The following is a 16,235-nucleotide window of genomic DNA, read 5'->3' on the forward strand; positions in this document are numbered from 1 at the left end:
GCCCTTCATAACCATAATCGACTACTTTGCTTATCAGTAAATTAAAGGGCGCGAGATAAAGTGGGACAAGGGGGGGGTTTACGCGAGAAATGCCCTGCATCACATAAATCAACAGGCTTCGTGACAACAACTGTCCGCTTCTGGCACTAAGCAGACGTTTGGCCTGAATACTGATCATGAAAGTTGGAGCCGGCATTTTAACTGCTGGCTTCCTTTTTAAACCCAGTGAGTGGGCTTCACAGTGCCTGCGAAGTGAAGGGCGTGATTTTCGGGGCCTTGGCGTAGACAGCTTGCTGCTGACGCTTAGGGGGGATGTTCATAAACGCTTTCAGCGATGGATGCGGAACCTTAATACGGTAGCTGATATACTTTTGTCAGGGAGGGCTTCATATGTCACACAACATAGCAGCAAAAAGCAAAGAAGAGCGGGATAAGGTCAACGTGGATCTGGCCGCATCAGGGGTAGCTTATAAAGATCGTATGAATCTGCCGGTGATTCCTTCGGAAGTCGAGAGACAGCAACCGGACGAGCTTCAGGAATACTTCAGACAAAGGCTTCAGCACTTCAGAAATGAAGCCTTGAAGTTTCCGCGTGGCACTGACCCTGTTTACCAGAAAGAGGATGGAAAATAGTGTATAAGCCAAAAACATGTCCCTTTTGCAATTTCTATGGCATCAGGAAAAATCCAAACGGAAAATGGTCCTGCGATAAATGCGGACTCGAATGGGCACCTGAACAGGATAAACGCGAAACCCCATAGATACGGGGTTATTATTTTCTCCCAGATGCTAAATTAATCTCGTACAAATTCACCTTCATGATGGTCAATATTTACTGTTATCGTAGAAATGACAGGGCCGGACCACCAAAAAGGTTTATTATTCCTAATGCGATAATTCAAGCGTCTCATGTAGAAATTATGCTGACGTTCAATCCACTCAAAAGTGTCAAAGTCAGTATCATTCATTTTTAAAAAATCGAGTTCATGTTGGGACATATACGTAAGCCATTGTCGATGATTTATCGTCAAGCCAAGACTGTTAATGTAGTCAGGTGCATGTCCGGATGATGTATACACCCTTTTTTGATTCTCGTAGCCTTTCATTGTTACTCCATCGTAACTTGTCAGCAAATCATCAATCATCCTTGACCATGAGCAGCTCCTGTCTATGGCGCCATTTCGAATCTGAACATCCCTGCCCATCGTCCCATGTTTGAGCATTTCTTTGATGATTGCCTCTAGGTAATTTGTTGTAGTACCCAGGCTTTTATTTGATGAGTTTACTGGCCAGCCTATTACGTAGGGATCGACATAATCGGGCGTGTTATAGCTCCACGTTTCATATTTCGGCATCATTAGGTACTTAGCGCAATCAGCCAGTCCTGGCGCATTGCCCCCCAACGTGTAAGACCCTATATCCTTACCAGACGCTTTTGTACCAGGATATAATGTCAGTTTTTCATTCCGGTTAACTGATTCAAGTAGCTTCCTTTCTTTCTCTGTTGAAGGCCCATTGGGTAACAAATTATCTTTATCTGAGCACTTACCCTGTAACAAAACGGCACGTACCCTTTTAGAACTATTTTGGCTGTTGAATTCATTGAAAATAAACAAAAGGTCTGCCAGCTCACAATTCAGGACTTCATTCTTGCAAAATTTAAAGTTTGGCTGTGTAGCATTGCCGCTGATTGTAGATGAATTGTTATACACACGCTTGTAATGGCTTACTGTGAATTCTGCCTGAGGTGTCCCATCAATCCAAACTGAGTTTGCGCTGACTTTGACATTAGGGTTGTTATTTAAGTATGTCTTTTTAACCTCAGATACAATGTGATCAAGATTTTCCACAGAATGAAGATTTCGTAGCCCCCACCGTTCAAGTGAGGCTCTTTTATTTTTTTTCTTGTTTAAATAAACCTCGTTCCAGCTCTCCCAGCTTAAAGGATTGGTCATCATATTCATTCCATAGAAGTTTGCGAATAATCATCATATATGGATTGTCTAGAGTCTGGCGACAGGAATATCACTCCAGCGCGTAGTATAGGCTGGTGAAAGCATCTCCCGCTTCATTTGCCATGCCGGCGCTATGCCCCTTCCGGCAAACCAGATATTTCCCATCCCGGTCTGATTTATATGGTCAATCACCTGCATCAGAGGCTGACTGTTCGCTCTGGGTTGAACTTCGTCAAAGAGGTTGAGCTGTGCAACACCTGAGGGAGTGAAGTCGTTCAGCATAACGCCTGCTTTGGCATAGCGATGGCCGCTTATCCACACCCGATCAAGTGCTCTCATTGCAGCCTCTATAATGTCTCTGGAATCCTGACTGGGCGACATAAGTGTCTCTGAAGCCACGTTACCGTAGTAAGTCTCCCCGGGCGAAAAAGGTGAGGTTTTGATGAATGCACAAACCTGTCTGCAGTATTGCTTTTCCCCTCTCAATTTAACGGCCGCCCGTTCTGCATGCTGACAGATTGCCTGCCTCATGTGTTCATACTCGGTGACCCTTTCGCCAAACGAACGGGAGCACACGATCTGCTGCTTCGCCGGCGGTGCCTCTTCCAGACTGATACAGCTCTCGCCGTTCAGCTCGCGCACCGTTCGCTCCAGTACCACGCTGAAGTGTTTACGGATCATTGCAGGATTCGCGCGGGAGAGCTCCAGTGCAGTTGTAATTCCCAAGCTGTTCAGTTTTTTGGCAATGCGTCTGCCGACTCCCCATACCTCCTCAACAGGCTGGCGGGCCAGCATTTTCTCTGCACGGACGTGCGACGTGATGGCCAGCACACCACCAAACTGGGGCCACTCCTTGCTGCTCCACTGGGCTGATTTTGCAAGCGTTTTGGTTTTGCCAATACCGACCCCAACCGTAAGACCTGTATGTTCACGCACACTGCGCCGGACTTCGCGGCCAAACGTCTCGAAGCCCATGCAAAAATCGATTCCGCGTACGTCCAGAAACATCTCATCAATCGAATACTGTTCCACGCGAGGTGACAGAGCCTCTAAAACGCTCATTACCCTGTTCGACATCGAGGCGTTTATGTGGAATGCAATTTAAACAAAAAAAATCAGTTACCATTCCTCTGAAGTTTATTTTCTGAACAGGAATTATTCAGCCTTGAACTACCTCAGTATGCTTACTGACAGGGGGGAAGGTTGAGGGTGGTAAGACATAGTCGGAAAATCGATTTCCCCGCCAGGATTTAATCTGCCACGCTTACTCTGAAGCCCTCAATCGGGCAATGAGTCTTATCCCTTACCCACCCCAATGCAGGAAAAATGATGATAAAAAAATACAGGATCCCGGGACTGACCGCGGTGGCGTTTCTTCTTATCAGCACCCTCGCCGGTGCCGCAGAGGAACGCTGGACGTTTGACGGCGATATCCACAACAATTCCCTTGCTGTCAGTCCCGATGAGAAAACGGCGGTGGCGTCCTACAGTGAGCGCTCTGAGGTGGTGGTCTACGACCTGGCTGCCGGGAAAGTCAGAAAGGTGCTTAAGGGATACGTCACGCCCCGCAATGCGCTTTTCTCCCCCGACGGGAAGGCCGTATATCTTTCAGACAGCAGCCTCGGCGTGGTCAGAAAAATCAGCACCGGGACGCTTGACGTGGAGACCTCGCTGCCGCTGGGGCCCGGGGCATTCGGCACAGCTATCAGCCGTGACGGTCAGCGCCTGTATGTGAATAACGAGGCCGCCAGCACGCTCTCGGTGTATGACCTGACGCACAACCGGCCCGTTGCGGTCGTGACGGGTTTTGCCCAGCCCCGTCAGGGCATAAAAATCAGCCCGGACGGCAAAACCGTCTACGTCACTAACTTTAAGGGCGATAAAATTACCCTGGTTGACGCCGTAACGGGCGAGATTCGCGGCGAGATAACAGGCTTCAGCAAGCTGCGCGCCATTTCAGTCAGCGCCGACGGCCGCACACTGTACGCGGCTAACAGCGGCAGCAACACCATCGCCGTGGTTGACACGCAGAAGCTCGCCATTACGGCAACCATTCCCGTGGGGCAGGATCCTTACGGTGCCGCCCTGACGCCGGATAACCGCTATGTTTACAGCGGCAACCTGGGCGACAACAGCCTCTCCGTTATTGATACCGCCGCCGGTAAGGTGGTCTCCACCGTTACCGGACTGGATGCGCCCCGTCAGGCCATCGTTTTCAGCAAAGACGGTGCCCGCGCGTGGGTGCTGAATAAAGACCTCAGCATTGCGGTCGTTGACCTGAAACAGAACCGCGTCACGGCCACGATTAAAAGCCCGCCGCAGGCCTGATTCAGTCCTTCCCTCACTCCGGCGGTGTGACGGTCCTTCCCGGAGTGGGAGAGTCTAACCACTTTTACTGGTTTATTTTAACTGAATAACCTATTTTAAAGATTTAACCCGACGTGCCTATACTCTTTCTGTCTACTCAGGAGATTACGGCATGAACGATAAAATATTTACCCTGCATAACGGAGCGCGCCCGCTGAGCGCGCTGAGCAGCCCGAAAGAGGCTATACGTCAGTTCACGCCTAACTGGTTCGCCGCGACCATGGGGACCGGTATCCTGTCTCTGTCTCTGGCGCAGTTCCCCTGGCCGGTTCCGGGATTACGCCTCGTCGCCGAGGGACTCTGGATGTTTAACATCTTCCTGTTCAGCGTCTTTGCCGTGATGTATCTGGCCCGCTGGGTGATGTACTTCGGTGAGGCAAAGCGCATCTTTGGCCATTCAACGGTGTCCATGTTCTTCGGCACCATCCCGATGGGCATGGCCACCATCATCAACGGGCTGCTGGCGTTTGGCCTCCCCCGGTGGGGGGCTGACGTCATTCCCGTAGCGCACGCCCTGTGGTGGCTGGACGTGGCGATGTCGCTGCTGTGTGGCGTGTGTATTCCCTACATGATGTTTACCCGGCAGCAGCACAGCATTGACCAGATGACCGCCGTCTGGTTACTGCCGGTCGTGGCCGCCGAGGTTGCGGCAGTCAGTGGCGGCCTGCTGGCACCGCACATTGCCGACCCCCACGCGCAGCTCGGCATCATTATTACCAGCTACGTGCTGTGGGCGTACTCGGTGCCGGTGGCGCTGAGCATCCTCGCCATCCTGCTGCTGCGTATGGCGCTGCACAAGCTACCACACGAAAGCATGGCGGCCTCAAGCTGGCTGGCACTGGGGCCGATTGGTACCGGCTCGCTGGGGATGCTGGTCATCGGCGGAGATGCGCCCGGGGTGTTTGCCGCGGCGGGCATGCCGGAAATCGGTCATATCGCGCAAGGCGTGGGGTTCGTTGCCGGCATTCTCTTCTGGGGCTGCGGCCTGTGGTGGATGCTGCTGGCCACGCTGATAACCGTGCGATACTTCCGTGAAGGCATTCCGTTCAATCTGGGATGGTGGGGCTTTACCTTCCCGCTGGGCGTGTACACGGTCGCCACGCTGAAGCTGTCCACCCTCGTTGACCTGGCGTTCTTTAAAGGCTTCGGTGCGCTTCTTGTCGTCATGCTGGCCGCCATGTGGCTGCTGGTCGCGGTGAAGACGGTGCGCGGGGCATGGAGCGGGAAACTGTTTGTTTCCCCCTGTCTGGCAGGCCTGGACCGGAAGCCGTGAGTGAAACCTGCACGTCGCTGCTGGACCCGTTTTTACGCGAGGAACGCCTCGCGGCAGTCACCGCGCCGCACGTGGCCGCGCTGAATCGCTGGGTCAGCGGGCTGCGTCAGCACGGCGTGGAGCTGCCGTGGTTTGATCCGGCCGACGGCGGGACCGGGGCCGGACTGCTCGTCCTGCTGCAGTCGCCGGCGCGCAGCAGCCCGTCACCCCGGTTTGTGTCGCGGGATAACCCGGGGCCGGCCCAGCAGAACCTGGGGCGGTTTCTGGCGGAAGCCGGTATTGCGCGCCGGGACAGCGTGCTGTGGAATACGGTGCCCTGGGTCAGCGACGGGCCGCAGAAACGGCCCTCAGCGGCGGACATCCGCAGCGGCTGCGCCTGGCTTGAGGACGTGCTGGCGTATCTGCCCGCGCTGCGCGTGGTGGTGCTGGCCGGTGCCGTAGCGGCTCAGGCCCGCGGGACGGTCAGTCATCAGTGCCCCGGCGTCACGGTGCTGAAGATGCCTCACCCCAGTCCGCTTTCACTTTGCACAAGCCCGGCGGTGCCGGAAAACATCCGCCGGGTGCTCCGCGAGGCACGCGCTGCGCTGGCGGGCTGAGGGTGCCAGCAGAATAATACTGACAGGCTTTCCGTCTGGCTCTATACTCAGAGTACAGGGTGATGGCGTTCCACCTTTCCCAACCGCTCCGTTCCGGAGCTAATGACGCCTGATGTGACTCTTGATTTTCAGGAGGTACGTCAGGCCGTCCTTACTTTCCTCCCGGCCTGCGTACTTCCCTTTACGGGGAGAGACCCTTGATACACGTTTTTGGCCACATCAATCCTGACAGCGACGCCATCTGCACGGCGGTCGTCACCGCTCACTGGCTGACCGGGCGCGGCATGGACGCCCGCGCATGGCGTCTCGGCGAGGCTAACCGGGAAACCCGCTTTATCTTTGACACCGCCGGTCTTACGCTGCCGCCGCTGCTCGCTATTCCGCTGCAGGATGAACGGGTGTGGCTGGTCGATTTCACCGAGCCGGCGCAGGGGCCTGACGACCTGCTCCGGAGCAACGTCGTGGGCATCACTGACCACCACCGGCTGGGCGGGCTGATAACGCAACTGCCGCCGGAGGTGCATATCCGCCCGGTTGGCAGCAGCGCCACGCTGCTCTGGCTGCTGATGGACGCTGAAGCGCGCCGCACGCTGCCCCCGACGCTCGCCGTGCTTCTGCTGGGCGCACTCCTGAGTGACACCGTGAATCTTCGCTCGCCGACCACCACCGAAGACGATATCCGTTCGGCGACCGAACTGGGCGTGCTGTCCGGCGTAAACCGCAGAGCCTTCGCCCGTGACCTCCTCACCGCCAAAACGGACGTCAGCGGCCTCAGCGCCCAGCAGCTGCTGGGCAGGGATCTCAAGGCCTTCGTCATTGCCGGCACCGACGTGCGCATTGCCCAGATTGAGGTCAGCTCACCGACACAGGTTGCCCCCGTGATGGACGACCTGCTCGCTGCCCTGGCGTATCTGGCGGACCAGTCGGGTGCCGGGCTGACGGTGCTGATGTTGACCGACATTCGCGCCGGGTTTTCAACGCTTTACTTCGCCGGGCGGGAGAGCGTTAACGCGGCCTCCTGCTCCGTACCGGGCATGCTCAGCCGCAAAAAACAGCTTCTGCCGTGGCTTGAGTCCCGCCTTAACCAGAACGGGAGTTCATTATGACCTGCTACACCCACGCACTGATACTTGTGAACGACAAAGACGACGGCACCCTCCTGCTGAAACGGGCGGTCGCGCTGGCGCAGCCGCTCGGCATGAAAATCACCCTGGCCCACATCAGCGACGACTACCGGGAAATGAACTACGTGTCCGACAGCCTGATGGACGACGTCGTGTCGGAAGAGGTGCTGAAAGCCAAAGCGTTTATGAGCGAGCTGGCGGCCTCCGTGCCTGAGGCGGTAGACACGCGGGAGCTGGTGACCATGCGCCGCTTTGAGGACGTGGAGAAGTGCATCAATGAGCTGGGCGTGGACCTCGTGCTTGCCGGGCACCGCAACCGCTTTATGGGAATGCTGACGTCCCGCTCGGCGGAATACATCAACCACCTCACGGTGGATGTGCTTATTACTCACCTGAATGACTAAACCGGGAGAAACGCTATGCACTTTACACTGGATAACGTGACCGCCCGGGAAATTCTTGACTCTCGCGGCAACCCCACCGTTGAAGTTGAGGCCCGGACCCCGGACGGGATGATGGCACGCGCCTCGGTGCCTTCCGGGGCCAGCACCGGGTCGCGCGAGGCCGCAGAGCGCCGCGACGGTGACGCACAACGTTTTGGCGGCAAAGGCGTGCTGGATGCCGTCAGGGCGGTTAATACGGAAATCTGCGAAGCCGTGCGCGGCCTGGACGTGCGCGAGCAGCGGCAGCTGGACAACATCATGCTGATGCTGGACGGCACGGAGAACAAGAGTCGCCTGGGTGCCAATGCCATTCTGGGCGTATCGCTGGCGGTGGCCCGGCTGGCGGCACAGGCCTCGCACGAGCCGCTGTGGCGCTACCTGGGGGGCCTGCAGGCGAATCTGCTGCCCGTGCCGTGCATGAACATCATCAACGGCGGCGTGCACGCCCGCGGTCAGGGCGCGGACTTCCAGGAGTTCATGATAGCGCCACACGGGGCACCCACGCTGCGCGAGGCCGTGCGTCAGGGCAGCGAGGTCTACCAGGCGCTGCGCCAGATCCTGCTGGACAAAAAACTCTCAGCGGCAGTGGGCGACGAAGGCGGTTTTGCGCCCGCCGTGTCGTCGAACCGTGACCCGCTGGCGTTTATCGTACAGGCGATTGAGAAGGCGGGATACAGGCCCGGAGAGGACATCAGCATCTGCATGGACCCTGCCTCAAGTGAGTTTTTCGCTGACGGTCAGTATCATCTGCGCACCGAGGGCAGCGCGCTGAGCGCGGCGGAAATGACGGCATACTACGGCGAGCTGATGGACCAGTTTCCGGTCATCCTGCTGGAAGACGGCCTGGCCGAGGACGACTGGGCGGGCTGGAAGCATCTGCACCAGCAGCTTGCGGGCAGGGCCGAGCTGGTTGGTGACGACCTGTTTGTAACCAACGTGAAGTACATCCAGCGCGGCATTGACGAAAACCTCGCCAGCGCCGCGCTGATCAAGCTCAATCAGATAGGCTCGCTCAGCGAAACGCTGGACGCCGTGGCTCTCTGCCAGCGGCACGGCTGGGGTGCGTTCATGTCTCACCGCAGCGGGGAAACCACGGACACGTTCCTTGCCGATCTGACGGTGGCCCTGCGCGCGGGACACCTGAAAACCGGCGCGCCGTGCCGCGGCGAACGCGTGGAAAAGTACAACCAGCTGATGCGCATTGAGCAGGCGCTGGGTGAGGACGCGCACTACGCGGGGCTTCATGCGTTTGTGCGCCGCACGTAACACATCCGCCGGACGGTCCCCGTCCGGCAAAGAAGGAATGCCTGTGGCCCCTGCAACGCTGATCCTCCTGCGGCACGGCGAAAGCCAGTGGAACCGGGAAAACCGTTTTACCGGCTGGACGGACGTGCCGCTGACGGTCAGGGGGCGGCAGGAGGCCGACCGAGCCGGTGACGCGCTGCGGGCAGTGGGCCTTATGCCCGACCGTGTCTTCACCTCGGTGATGACACGCTGCGTTCACACGGTCTGGCGGGTGCTGGACCGTCTTGACCGAAGCTGGACGCCCGTGGAAAAGAGCTGGCGACTGAACGAGCGCCACTACGGTGCGCTGCAGGGGCTGAACAAGGACGACGCTGCCCGGATGATGGGGGAAGAGACCGTCCGGCTATGGCGCAAAAGCTTCAGCGGCATTCCGCCCGCAGACGCGGAGGCTCCGGCGCAGCTGCGTCGGGATCTGCGCTATCGCCGCGTTGCGCTGGCCGACCTGCCTGCAACGGAAAGCCTGGAAATGACCCTGCGTCGCGTCATGCCATACTGGCACCACGTTGTGGTGCCACAGCTGCGCTGCGGAAGTACCGTTCTGATTGTGGCGCACGGCAACACGCTGCGCGCCCTGACCGCCTTTCTGAACGGCATGCCCCACGACAGCGTGGCACAGCTGCACATCCCGACCGGCGTGCCGGTTGTATATGAAATGGATACGGCCGCACAGGTCGTGTGCCGTTATGTTCTGAATATTAAAAAAAAGGAATGAACGTGAATCAGCTTTTTGCCGTCATCACCGGCGGTGCTTTAGGGTGTGTTATCCGCTGGCAACTGGGCGCACGCCTGAACGCGCTTTTTCCGGACCTGCCGCCGGGGACGCTGCTGGTCAACCTGCTGGGTGGATTTATCATCGGGGCGGCGCTGGCGTATTTTCTGCGCCATCCCGGCCTCGATCCGGCCTGGCGGCTGCTCATTACCACCGGGCTGTGTGGCGGAATGACGACCTTCTCCACATTCTCAACTGAGGTTTTTGCCCTGCTGCAGTCAGGCAGCTATGCCTGGGCAGCCGCCTCGGTGCTGATACACGTGCTGGGTTCGCTGGCCATGACGGCGGCCGGATTTTATATCATGACGCTGTGTGGTTAACCCGGACCGTACGGCCTCTATCCAGGGGAGACCTCAGTGCAGCGACCGCTGCACTGAGGTCAGACAGTTCAGTATATTGTTCAGAAGCGCTCTCTGCGGGCCTGATCCGACAGGGTTTACGCCTGTAAGGCTTCCCCTAAATCCGGGACACTGTCGTGACAGAGTTTCAGGTCTGCCTGTTCTGGTAAAGGTCCCAGCGATTGCCATAGATGTCCTCAAACACGACAACCATTCCGTATTCTTCCTCGCGCGGCTCCTGACAGAAGTGGACGCCTTTTGCCTTCATAGCATTGTAGTCGCGCCAGAAGTCGTCGGTCTGCAGGAACAGAAAAACCCGTCCGCCGCACTGGTTGCCGATAAAGCCTTCCTGCCGGTCGTTCGACGCGCGGGCAAGAAGAATAGCACAGTCGCTGTCAGGGTCCGGCGTCACCACGACCCAGCGCTTACCCGGCTGCGGCGTGTCCTCAATCAGGGTAAAGCCCAGCTTATCGGTGTAATACTCAATTGCACGATCGTAGTCATCGACCACGACAGCCACATACCCCATACATCGCTTCTGTTTTCTCATCTGCTGTTCCATCAGTTACGTCATAACGCCCGCTATAATCAGATTCATATCAAATACGACGTTCGGTCGTCTGTACTGACTCTGAACTGACACCCTCAGACCGGACATTGAAAGCATTTGAGCACTCAGGATTTTGGGCCCAATTTTGTAAGAGCCTGCTCAACCTTTTCAGCATCCTGCTCCAGTACGGCTTTCTCATCGGGAGTGAGCGGGACCTCTTCGAGATAACGCCGGATGGATGCTTTACTCTCCAGAATAAGCCCGCGCGCGCTGTCCTTCAGCAGGTTAAAATCGCAGCCGATGCAGGCCATCCGGTGCGGGCAGCTGCTCCAGAACGGATTTGTGCAGTATGAATCACCTAAATCATAATACGTTGCAGGTCCGGTCAGGCTGGCGGCGTCAGGGTCGCGATCAATCAGTACGCTGATCATGTGCGCGACTCTGTCTGCTTTTACAAACGAGGCGGCCAGCTGTGTCGGGCGGATACGGAGATAATGCATGGTGGACTGGGGCGTTGAGTGACCAGCCCACTGCATCAGTTCATACAGTGACATGCCCTGCGGTACGCTGGCCAGTGCGGTCACGGCTGAGGCGCGTCCCCGATGGCTGGTTATCACTCCGCCGCTGTCTTCAGAAGGAACGCCCGCTCTTGCGCAGAGCATCGGTATCACCGTGCGGTTGAGGATAGCGCTGCCGGCAGGCTTCCCCCGGTACTGAAACAGCAGCCGGACCTTCTCACCGGTCCGCTCATCAGCCAGCATGGCCTGTTCTGCCGGGCGTTCGGCCAGCCAGATGTCGACATATTTTTTTACCACTGTCGCCACGGGTTTAACAAAGGCTTTTGATGTTTTTCCGGCGGGGACATGCAGGTAACAAAGGGTTCCGGCCGGGATGACGCTGCCGTCATCTTTCGTTATTTCATCTGCCTGCGGCGCGATGCAACCGGTAGTCAGGCGGAGCAGCTCATTTTTCCTCAGCCCCGCATGGGTCCAGATGACGGCCATCGCCTGCAGCATGGCCAGCGGATAATGTATTTCAGTAAGCAGGTCTTCCTGACGCAGATTGAGGCTGGCCCAGATGAGCTTGAGCCAGACCGGATCGTCGATAACACGGGGATTGACGTCGCGCCGAAACAGGGTGGTATCCGGTGTGGAAAGATGACGGGCAGGGCTGAAGCGCAGGCGACCCCAGCCCCAGTTTTCGTAGTCGACCATAAAACGGCGCAGTGAGTAGATAAAATGCGCCCTTGAATGCGGCATCATAGGCTCACCGGATCGCACCGATTTTCGGGTGCCCCTTTCCGTGCCCAACTGTAGCTCATCCACGTTCATCCGGCCGACCGCAGCGATAAAGCTGGCGCAGATTTCCATGCTCCAGTCTGACGGTTCACGCACCTCCGGATGCGCCTTTGCCAGCCAGAGGCCGCAGCGCAGTATAAAACTGTACTGGCCTTCACGGGTGCGAGGCCTCAGCACAGACGTTTCCCGCCAGCGCCGGCACCACCTGACCCAGGCCGGATCGATCCCGTCTACGGGTTTTTCATACCATCGGGTATAATTACGCATCCTCATCGGGGCGCTGAAGATGCCCAGCGCAGCAAGGCCGTGTGAAATCCGGCCAATGTACCGGGATGTCCCGCTATCTGTGTTGTTCTGGGCTTCCCACAGCAGTTCAGGCGTAAAGGTTTCAAGACGGGGATCTCTGTTCATGACCATCAGCGTGGCCAGTATGCCCGACAGATGCGTGACCTGACTACCCGCAGCATAGCCCAGCGATTTCAGGGTTTCAGTCAGGCGGTGAAGCTCCCGGAAGTAAATAGCCTGACCAAAAATGGCACAGGTATACAGGGCAGGTTTTCTGATGTCTGGCAGGCTGAGGGGATCATACCGTCCGGCGAAATGCCATGCAAAGGCGGCCATCAGCGGCCGTCCTTTTCCGTCCGTCCGGCTGAATGTCTGCCAGCGTTCCTGCGGCCATCGCCAGTACGGTATACCCGAAAGGTGCATCTCACGCAGGAGGTCCAGTATTATCAGGTCAGCAACCTCGCGGCTGCATCCGCTTTCTGCTGCGATGTCTTTCAGCGGCCTGATAAACTCAGGAGCAGGTTTCATCCGCAGCAGCCTGCCCCGGCTGTGAGAGGTGGCCAGTGCGGCCTTTTCAGGCTCAGTCAGTAAAGCATCAAGCCTGTAAGCGGAGAGATCGAAGGGAAGCCACACATTCTCAGGCTGTTCAGACGCTGCCATATTATTCCTCCGTGCCGAAAATGAGGTTCGCCATCCTGATATCTGCCGTTTCAATTGCTCCTGCCATCCGGGCGGCAAGATCCCTGCCGGAAAGGTGAATATAAATCTGAGTGGTGCGCGGATCACGGTGACCTGCGTAGGTGGCAAGTTCGTGCAGTTTCCAGCCCGCACGGGCCAGATGCGTCAACCGCAGGTGGCGGAAAGTATGGGTTGAAATGTCGGGCAGCCCTGACTCAAGCGCCCATTTCCGTACCGTTTTGCTCCAGCTCCAGTAAGAGAGCGGTGCCCCCTGATTACGATCGGACTCAGAGCGGAACAGGGCTCCTTTTACCATCCCCGACAGCTTCATCTGTAAAAGATGAGCCGCCAGCACCGGCGTCAGGGCGGGACTGTAACAGACGATCCGTTCATGACGGTTCTTGGTGGTTTCAGCCCGGACGCGGATGAGGCGGTGGGCAAAGTCAAGGTCATCAGTACTCAGCGCGGTGACTTCCGATCGTCGCAGCGCACCGCAGTAGGTTAACGCCAGCATCAGCCGGTCACGAAGCGGAGAATCCGCGGCATGAGCCTGAAAAAGCTGCCACTGTGCATCGTCAGGAATACGCGGCAGCTTTACGATACGGGGAACCAGCCCCCGTGCGGAACACAGCATGCCCGGCGTGCCGGAACGGGGCAGCGGATTTACCTTACACAGGTCAAGATACATCAGGAAGTCGTACCAGAGACGGACAGCCGACAGGCGCAGCTGGAGCGTGGCGCTTGCGGCCGGGAAAGGCATACCGGGTAACTGAGGACGGATGTAGGCAGCCATGTCATCAAACCTGACCTTTTCAGGTTCAATCCTGTTCCGGCTGCAGAACGCAAAATAATGACAGAGGGCTGCGCGGTAGGCGGTCAGGGTGGCGGGTGCCCGCCCCAGGTCGGACAGCAGCTTCAGCCAGCGTTCCGCCAGTAAAATGGCACTGTTGTTTAGTGGAGTCGTCATTGCGTTTACCTCTGAGGTCAGCGTTGCTGTTCAAAGTCTATACGATCAATGTTGCATTCCACTTAACTTACTACAACGCATAATTAGAGCTAAATGCATGAATTTTAACAGGGAAGTTTTCATTTTTAATCTTAAACCAGGGTTCGCCCATTCGTACATATTTTTTACTTTCAGCACTACGGGCGATGACGCAACCATCGTTGTTACTCAGAACGACGACAGCCTGGTTACGCAAATCAGGTCTGAAGACTTTTTCACAGCTCGCATAAAAGCTGTTGACGTCCACAATGGCGAACATCACTCACCCCGGGTTTTATGAATAAACGAGGTGACCACCCCGAAAATCTGGAGCGTTTCCGGATCGGGGTATATGGGAGGAAAGGAAGGATTCATGGGCTGAAGCGTCAGCCTGGGCCGGAGCAGCAGGCGTTTAACGGTAAACTCACCCTCAATCTCTGCAATGACTATGTCACCGTGCCGGGGAGATTCGGCCTTATCGACCACCATCAAATCACCGCTGTTGAGACCAATGTCTGTCATAGACTGTCCGGAGGCGCGGACAAAAAACGTGGCAGCTGGGCGCATGACACAATATTCGTTGAGGTCTAACTCGCGCTCAACGTAATCCTGAGCAGGGCTGGGAAAACCTGCCTGACAGGTTTCGAGGAAAAGTGGTGCAGCTATCGAGATCGGGGATAGCGGGTATTTGTATAAAGTGAGCATGTCATGGCACCTCCTGTTTTTACTGTTTATATATACAGTATTGTCGAGTAGCTACTCGACAGTCAACGAAGCTCAGGTATGATTTTTGTATGCTCATGAAATGCGAAAAAAAATAGCGAGACGGTGACAAAAGTGACAGAACAACTTTTAAACAGATAGGGAATGTTTGAAAAATCAGCGGTTGTTTATAAATCTAAAAAATTCTCTAGGCTTGTTGACAGGAGTTGGGGCCTTATGCGGCGCGGCTTGAGCCAGCAAAAAAAAATTCAATCCATTTTTTGCTCGATTTTTTCCTCTTGTTAAGCGCCGTCAACTACCTAAAATACATATAGCTCTCATGTTGTGTATTCCCCATAACCCCAATATAGAGATGTGACCTTGCGAGTAGTACATACACAATAAAAAAGGCCGAAAGCACGCCAATGCTTTCAGCCTTTCGCACACCAGGAGGTGTTTTTAATCAGAAGTGAAATTCATTGTCGAACTGCACAACTGAATGTTTAGCAACTTCATTGTAGAGGCAGATTCGGCTCCATGTAAAGCAGTCATGAGGAATCAATATGACTCTGCAAAGTCTGATTTTTGATAAGAAAGGAAATGCGAGACCCTATCTTATCCCGCTGATTTGGATCAGCAAAATCGCCTTAAGCTCGCTGTTTAAATGGCTTCTGGATCGTTTTATCAGATAGTAAAAAGGGGGGCAAATGCCCCCTTTTATCTATAATTAAAAGCCTCTTAGGTGATTACCAGACTGGCGTTTGTTTCTGCTCAAGCAGCCTCTTCACTTCGCTCTTCGGGTTTTTTAACATGCTTCTGCAGTCGTCCTGACCATCCCTCCCAGTAATGTACAGGGGTAAGCAGAACCCGTCGCCGTTCGTCACACAAGGCGTTCCCGATAACAACTTCACCGGGTATGCCGCAGAGTGACAGCTGGATATAGGCCATGCCCGCCGCCAGCGGATCAATGTCAGTCACCGATACCCATATATGGCGGTGCGGAGAATAACCGGCCTGTCGGAGCACACAGGCAAATGCGAGCGTCATGGCACCGGCACCGCAGGCAGGCTCAGCAAACGTGATAAACGGCTTGTCCCTGAACAGCTCTTCGGGCCTGCCGAGCTGCATCTGCGCCATCATCAGCGCCACGCTCCACGGCGTGAAATACTGGTCTTTGCCTTTGTCACCCAGCTCCAGCAGCATGTAAATGCGCCCGAGAAAGTCACAGGGTTTTTCTTCCAGGCCGTTCACCACGCATGCCAGCAGTCTGGCCATTGATGAAACGTCCTCTTTTTTGTATCTGGCCACGATGGCCATGTACTTCTGTTCACGTTTCTCACAGAACTGCAGGCCATTCTGAATCGCAATGACGCTGCAACTGATGAAGTCGGTAAATACCTGAATACGCCGGATGCCTCGGGCGATAGAGTTGAAAAGGGAGATGAATTCTTTCTCATTGTCGATGCGGACGCTCATGCGTGTTTCCTCAGTAAAAAAGGGGAACACGCCCCGTAAGGGAAACGGTGTTCCCCCTTCGGGTGAAAAGCGGCCACAGCATATGCTGTGG

15 protein-coding genes, 2 pseudogenes and 1 riboswitch are annotated in these 16,235 nt (G+C 56.0%); of the genes and pseudogenes, 9 read left to right on the forward strand and 8 right to left on the reverse strand.

Features of this window, described 5'->3' with window-relative positions:
- Positions 1–390 precede the first annotated feature (390 nt).
- Positions 391–633, forward strand: coding sequence for a DNA polymerase III subunit theta (locus GKC68_RS20010; RefSeq protein ID WP_323176016.1), 243 nt, complete (start codon positions 391–393; stop codon positions 631–633).
- Positions 634–794: 161 nt separating this feature from the next.
- On the opposite strand, the gene GKC68_RS20015 is transcribed toward GKC68_RS20010, so the two are convergent.
- Positions 795–1,958: a lysogenic conversion protein gene (locus GKC68_RS20015; RefSeq protein WP_323176017.1), complete on the reverse strand. Its 1,164-nt coding sequence runs from the start codon at positions 1,956–1,958 to the stop codon at positions 795–797.
- A gap of 45 nt (positions 1,959–2,003) precedes the next feature.
- Positions 2,004–3,038: pseudogene (gene umuC, locus GKC68_RS20020) on the reverse strand (translesion error-prone DNA polymerase V subunit UmuC); the annotation flags it as partial.
- A 246-nt stretch (positions 3,039–3,284) separates the two neighbouring features.
- Here umuC and GKC68_RS20025 point away from each other — a divergent pair.
- From GKC68_RS20025 to crcB, 8 genes are all read left to right on the forward strand, one after another.
- Positions 3,285–4,283 carry a beta-propeller fold lactonase family protein gene (locus GKC68_RS20025; RefSeq protein WP_014606787.1) on the forward strand — a complete coding sequence of 333 codons (999 nt, stop codon included), beginning with the start codon at positions 3,285–3,287 and terminating at the stop codon, positions 4,281–4,283.
- Positions 4,284–4,434: 151 nt separating this feature from the next.
- Positions 4,435–5,595, forward strand: a complete 1,161-nt coding sequence (locus tag GKC68_RS20030) for a TDT family transporter (protein WP_014606788.1) — start codon at positions 4,435–4,437, stop codon at positions 5,593–5,595.
- On the forward strand, positions 5,592–6,191 hold the full coding sequence (locus GKC68_RS20035) for a uracil-DNA glycosylase family protein (RefSeq protein ID WP_014606789.1): 600 nt from the start codon (positions 5,592–5,594) through the stop codon (positions 6,189–6,191). Before GKC68_RS20030 ends, GKC68_RS20035 begins: the two co-directional genes overlap by 4 nt.
- A 49-nt stretch (positions 6,192–6,240) precedes the next feature.
- Positions 6,241–6,310, forward strand: a riboswitch (Fluoride riboswitch).
- 78 nt (positions 6,311–6,388) lie between these two features.
- Positions 6,389–7,297 (forward strand): DHHA2 domain-containing protein, encoded by a 909-nt coding sequence (locus tag GKC68_RS20040; RefSeq protein WP_014606790.1) that lies wholly within the window; start codon positions 6,389–6,391, stop codon positions 7,295–7,297.
- The gene (locus tag GKC68_RS20045) at positions 7,294–7,719 is read left to right on the forward strand and encodes a universal stress protein (protein ID WP_014606791.1); all 426 of its coding nucleotides are present in this window, start codon (positions 7,294–7,296) and stop codon (positions 7,717–7,719) included. Before GKC68_RS20040 ends, GKC68_RS20045 begins: the two co-directional genes overlap by 4 nt.
- A 15-nt stretch (positions 7,720–7,734) precedes the next feature.
- The gene (gene eno / locus GKC68_RS20050) at positions 7,735–9,024 is read left to right on the forward strand and encodes a phosphopyruvate hydratase (protein ID WP_014606792.1); all 1,290 of its coding nucleotides are present in this window, start codon (positions 7,735–7,737) and stop codon (positions 9,022–9,024) included.
- Between the two features lie 43 nt (positions 9,025–9,067).
- Positions 9,068–9,775, forward strand: coding sequence for a 2,3-bisphosphoglycerate-dependent phosphoglycerate mutase (locus GKC68_RS20055; protein ID WP_019105545.1), 708 nt, complete (start codon positions 9,068–9,070; stop codon positions 9,773–9,775).
- The gene (gene crcB / locus GKC68_RS20060; protein ID WP_014606794.1) at positions 9,772–10,152 is read left to right on the forward strand and encodes a fluoride efflux transporter CrcB; all 381 of its coding nucleotides are present in this window, start codon (positions 9,772–9,774) and stop codon (positions 10,150–10,152) included. Before GKC68_RS20055 ends, crcB begins: the two co-directional genes overlap by 4 nt.
- Positions 10,153–10,318: 166 nt before the next feature.
- On the opposite strand, the gene GKC68_RS20065 is transcribed toward crcB, so the two are convergent.
- The 6 genes and pseudogenes from GKC68_RS20065 to GKC68_RS20090 all read right to left on the reverse strand — a co-directional run bounded on the left by GKC68_RS20065 (position 10,319) and on the right by GKC68_RS20090 (position 16,144).
- Positions 10,319–10,720 carry a VOC family protein gene (locus tag GKC68_RS20065; protein ID WP_014606795.1) on the reverse strand — a complete coding sequence of 134 codons (402 nt, stop codon included), beginning with the start codon at positions 10,718–10,720 and terminating at the stop codon, positions 10,319–10,321.
- A gap of 125 nt (positions 10,721–10,845) precedes the next feature.
- Positions 10,846–12,963: a tyrosine-type recombinase/integrase gene (locus GKC68_RS20070; RefSeq protein WP_014606796.1), complete on the reverse strand. Its 2,118-nt coding sequence runs from the start codon at positions 12,961–12,963 to the stop codon at positions 10,846–10,848.
- A 1-nt stretch (position 12,964) separates the two neighbouring features.
- Positions 12,965–13,948: a tyrosine-type recombinase/integrase gene (locus GKC68_RS20075; protein ID WP_014594566.1), complete on the reverse strand. Its 984-nt coding sequence runs from the start codon at positions 13,946–13,948 to the stop codon at positions 12,965–12,967.
- Positions 13,949–14,021: 73 nt separating this feature from the next.
- Positions 14,022–14,246 (reverse strand): annotated as a pseudogene (locus GKC68_RS20080) (DNA polymerase V subunit UmuC); the annotation flags it as partial.
- Positions 14,246–14,671, reverse strand: coding sequence for a translesion error-prone DNA polymerase V autoproteolytic subunit (umuD, locus tag GKC68_RS20085; protein WP_022622231.1), 426 nt, complete (start codon positions 14,669–14,671; stop codon positions 14,246–14,248). The pseudogene GKC68_RS20080 and the gene umuD, both read right to left, overlap by 1 nt.
- 768 nt (positions 14,672–15,439) lie before the next feature.
- A complete protein-coding gene (locus tag GKC68_RS20090) occupies positions 15,440–16,144 on the reverse strand; it encodes an SAM-dependent DNA methyltransferase (RefSeq protein ID WP_323176019.1) in 705 nt (234 codons plus the stop codon).
- Between the last annotated feature and the right edge of the window lie 91 nt (positions 16,145–16,235).

The sequence above is a fragment of the Pantoea sp. RSPAM1 genome (genome assembly GCF_038816185.1).
Lineage (GTDB): Bacteria > Pseudomonadota > Gammaproteobacteria > Enterobacterales > Enterobacteriaceae > Pantoea > Pantoea ananatis.

What these genes read in the sequence shown, in the direction of transcription:
- GKC68_RS20010 (WP_323176016.1), top strand. Translation starts at nt 391, where the DNA reads ATGTCACACAACATAGCAGCAAAAAGCAAAGAAGAGCGGGATAAGGTC.
- GKC68_RS20015 (WP_323176017.1), bottom strand. Translation starts at nt 1,958, where the DNA reads ATGATGACCAATCCTTTAAGCTGGGAGAGCTGGAACGAGGTTTATTTA.
- GKC68_RS20025 (WP_014606787.1), top strand. Translation starts at nt 3,285, where the DNA reads ATGATAAAAAAATACAGGATCCCGGGACTGACCGCGGTGGCGTTTCTT.
- GKC68_RS20030 (WP_014606788.1), top strand. Translation starts at nt 4,435, where the DNA reads ATGAACGATAAAATATTTACCCTGCATAACGGAGCGCGCCCGCTGAGC.
- GKC68_RS20045 (WP_014606791.1), top strand. Translation starts at nt 7,294, where the DNA reads ATGACCTGCTACACCCACGCACTGATACTTGTGAACGACAAAGACGAC.
- eno (WP_014606792.1), top strand. Translation starts at nt 7,735, where the DNA reads ATGCACTTTACACTGGATAACGTGACCGCCCGGGAAATTCTTGACTCT.
- crcB (WP_014606794.1), top strand. Translation starts at nt 9,772, where the DNA reads ATGAACGTGAATCAGCTTTTTGCCGTCATCACCGGCGGTGCTTTAGGG.
- GKC68_RS20065 (WP_014606795.1), bottom strand. Translation starts at nt 10,720, where the DNA reads ATGAGAAAACAGAAGCGATGTATGGGGTATGTGGCTGTCGTGGTCGAT.
- GKC68_RS20070 (WP_014606796.1), bottom strand. Translation starts at nt 12,963, where the DNA reads ATGGCAGCGTCTGAACAGCCTGAGAATGTGTGGCTTCCCTTCGATCTC.
- GKC68_RS20075 (WP_014594566.1), bottom strand. Translation starts at nt 13,948, where the DNA reads ATGACGACTCCACTAAACAACAGTGCCATTTTACTGGCGGAACGCTGG.
- umuD (WP_022622231.1), bottom strand. Translation starts at nt 14,671, where the DNA reads ATGCTCACTTTATACAAATACCCGCTATCCCCGATCTCGATAGCTGCA.
- GKC68_RS20090 (WP_323176019.1), bottom strand. Translation starts at nt 16,144, where the DNA reads ATGAGCGTCCGCATCGACAATGAGAAAGAATTCATCTCCCTTTTCAAC.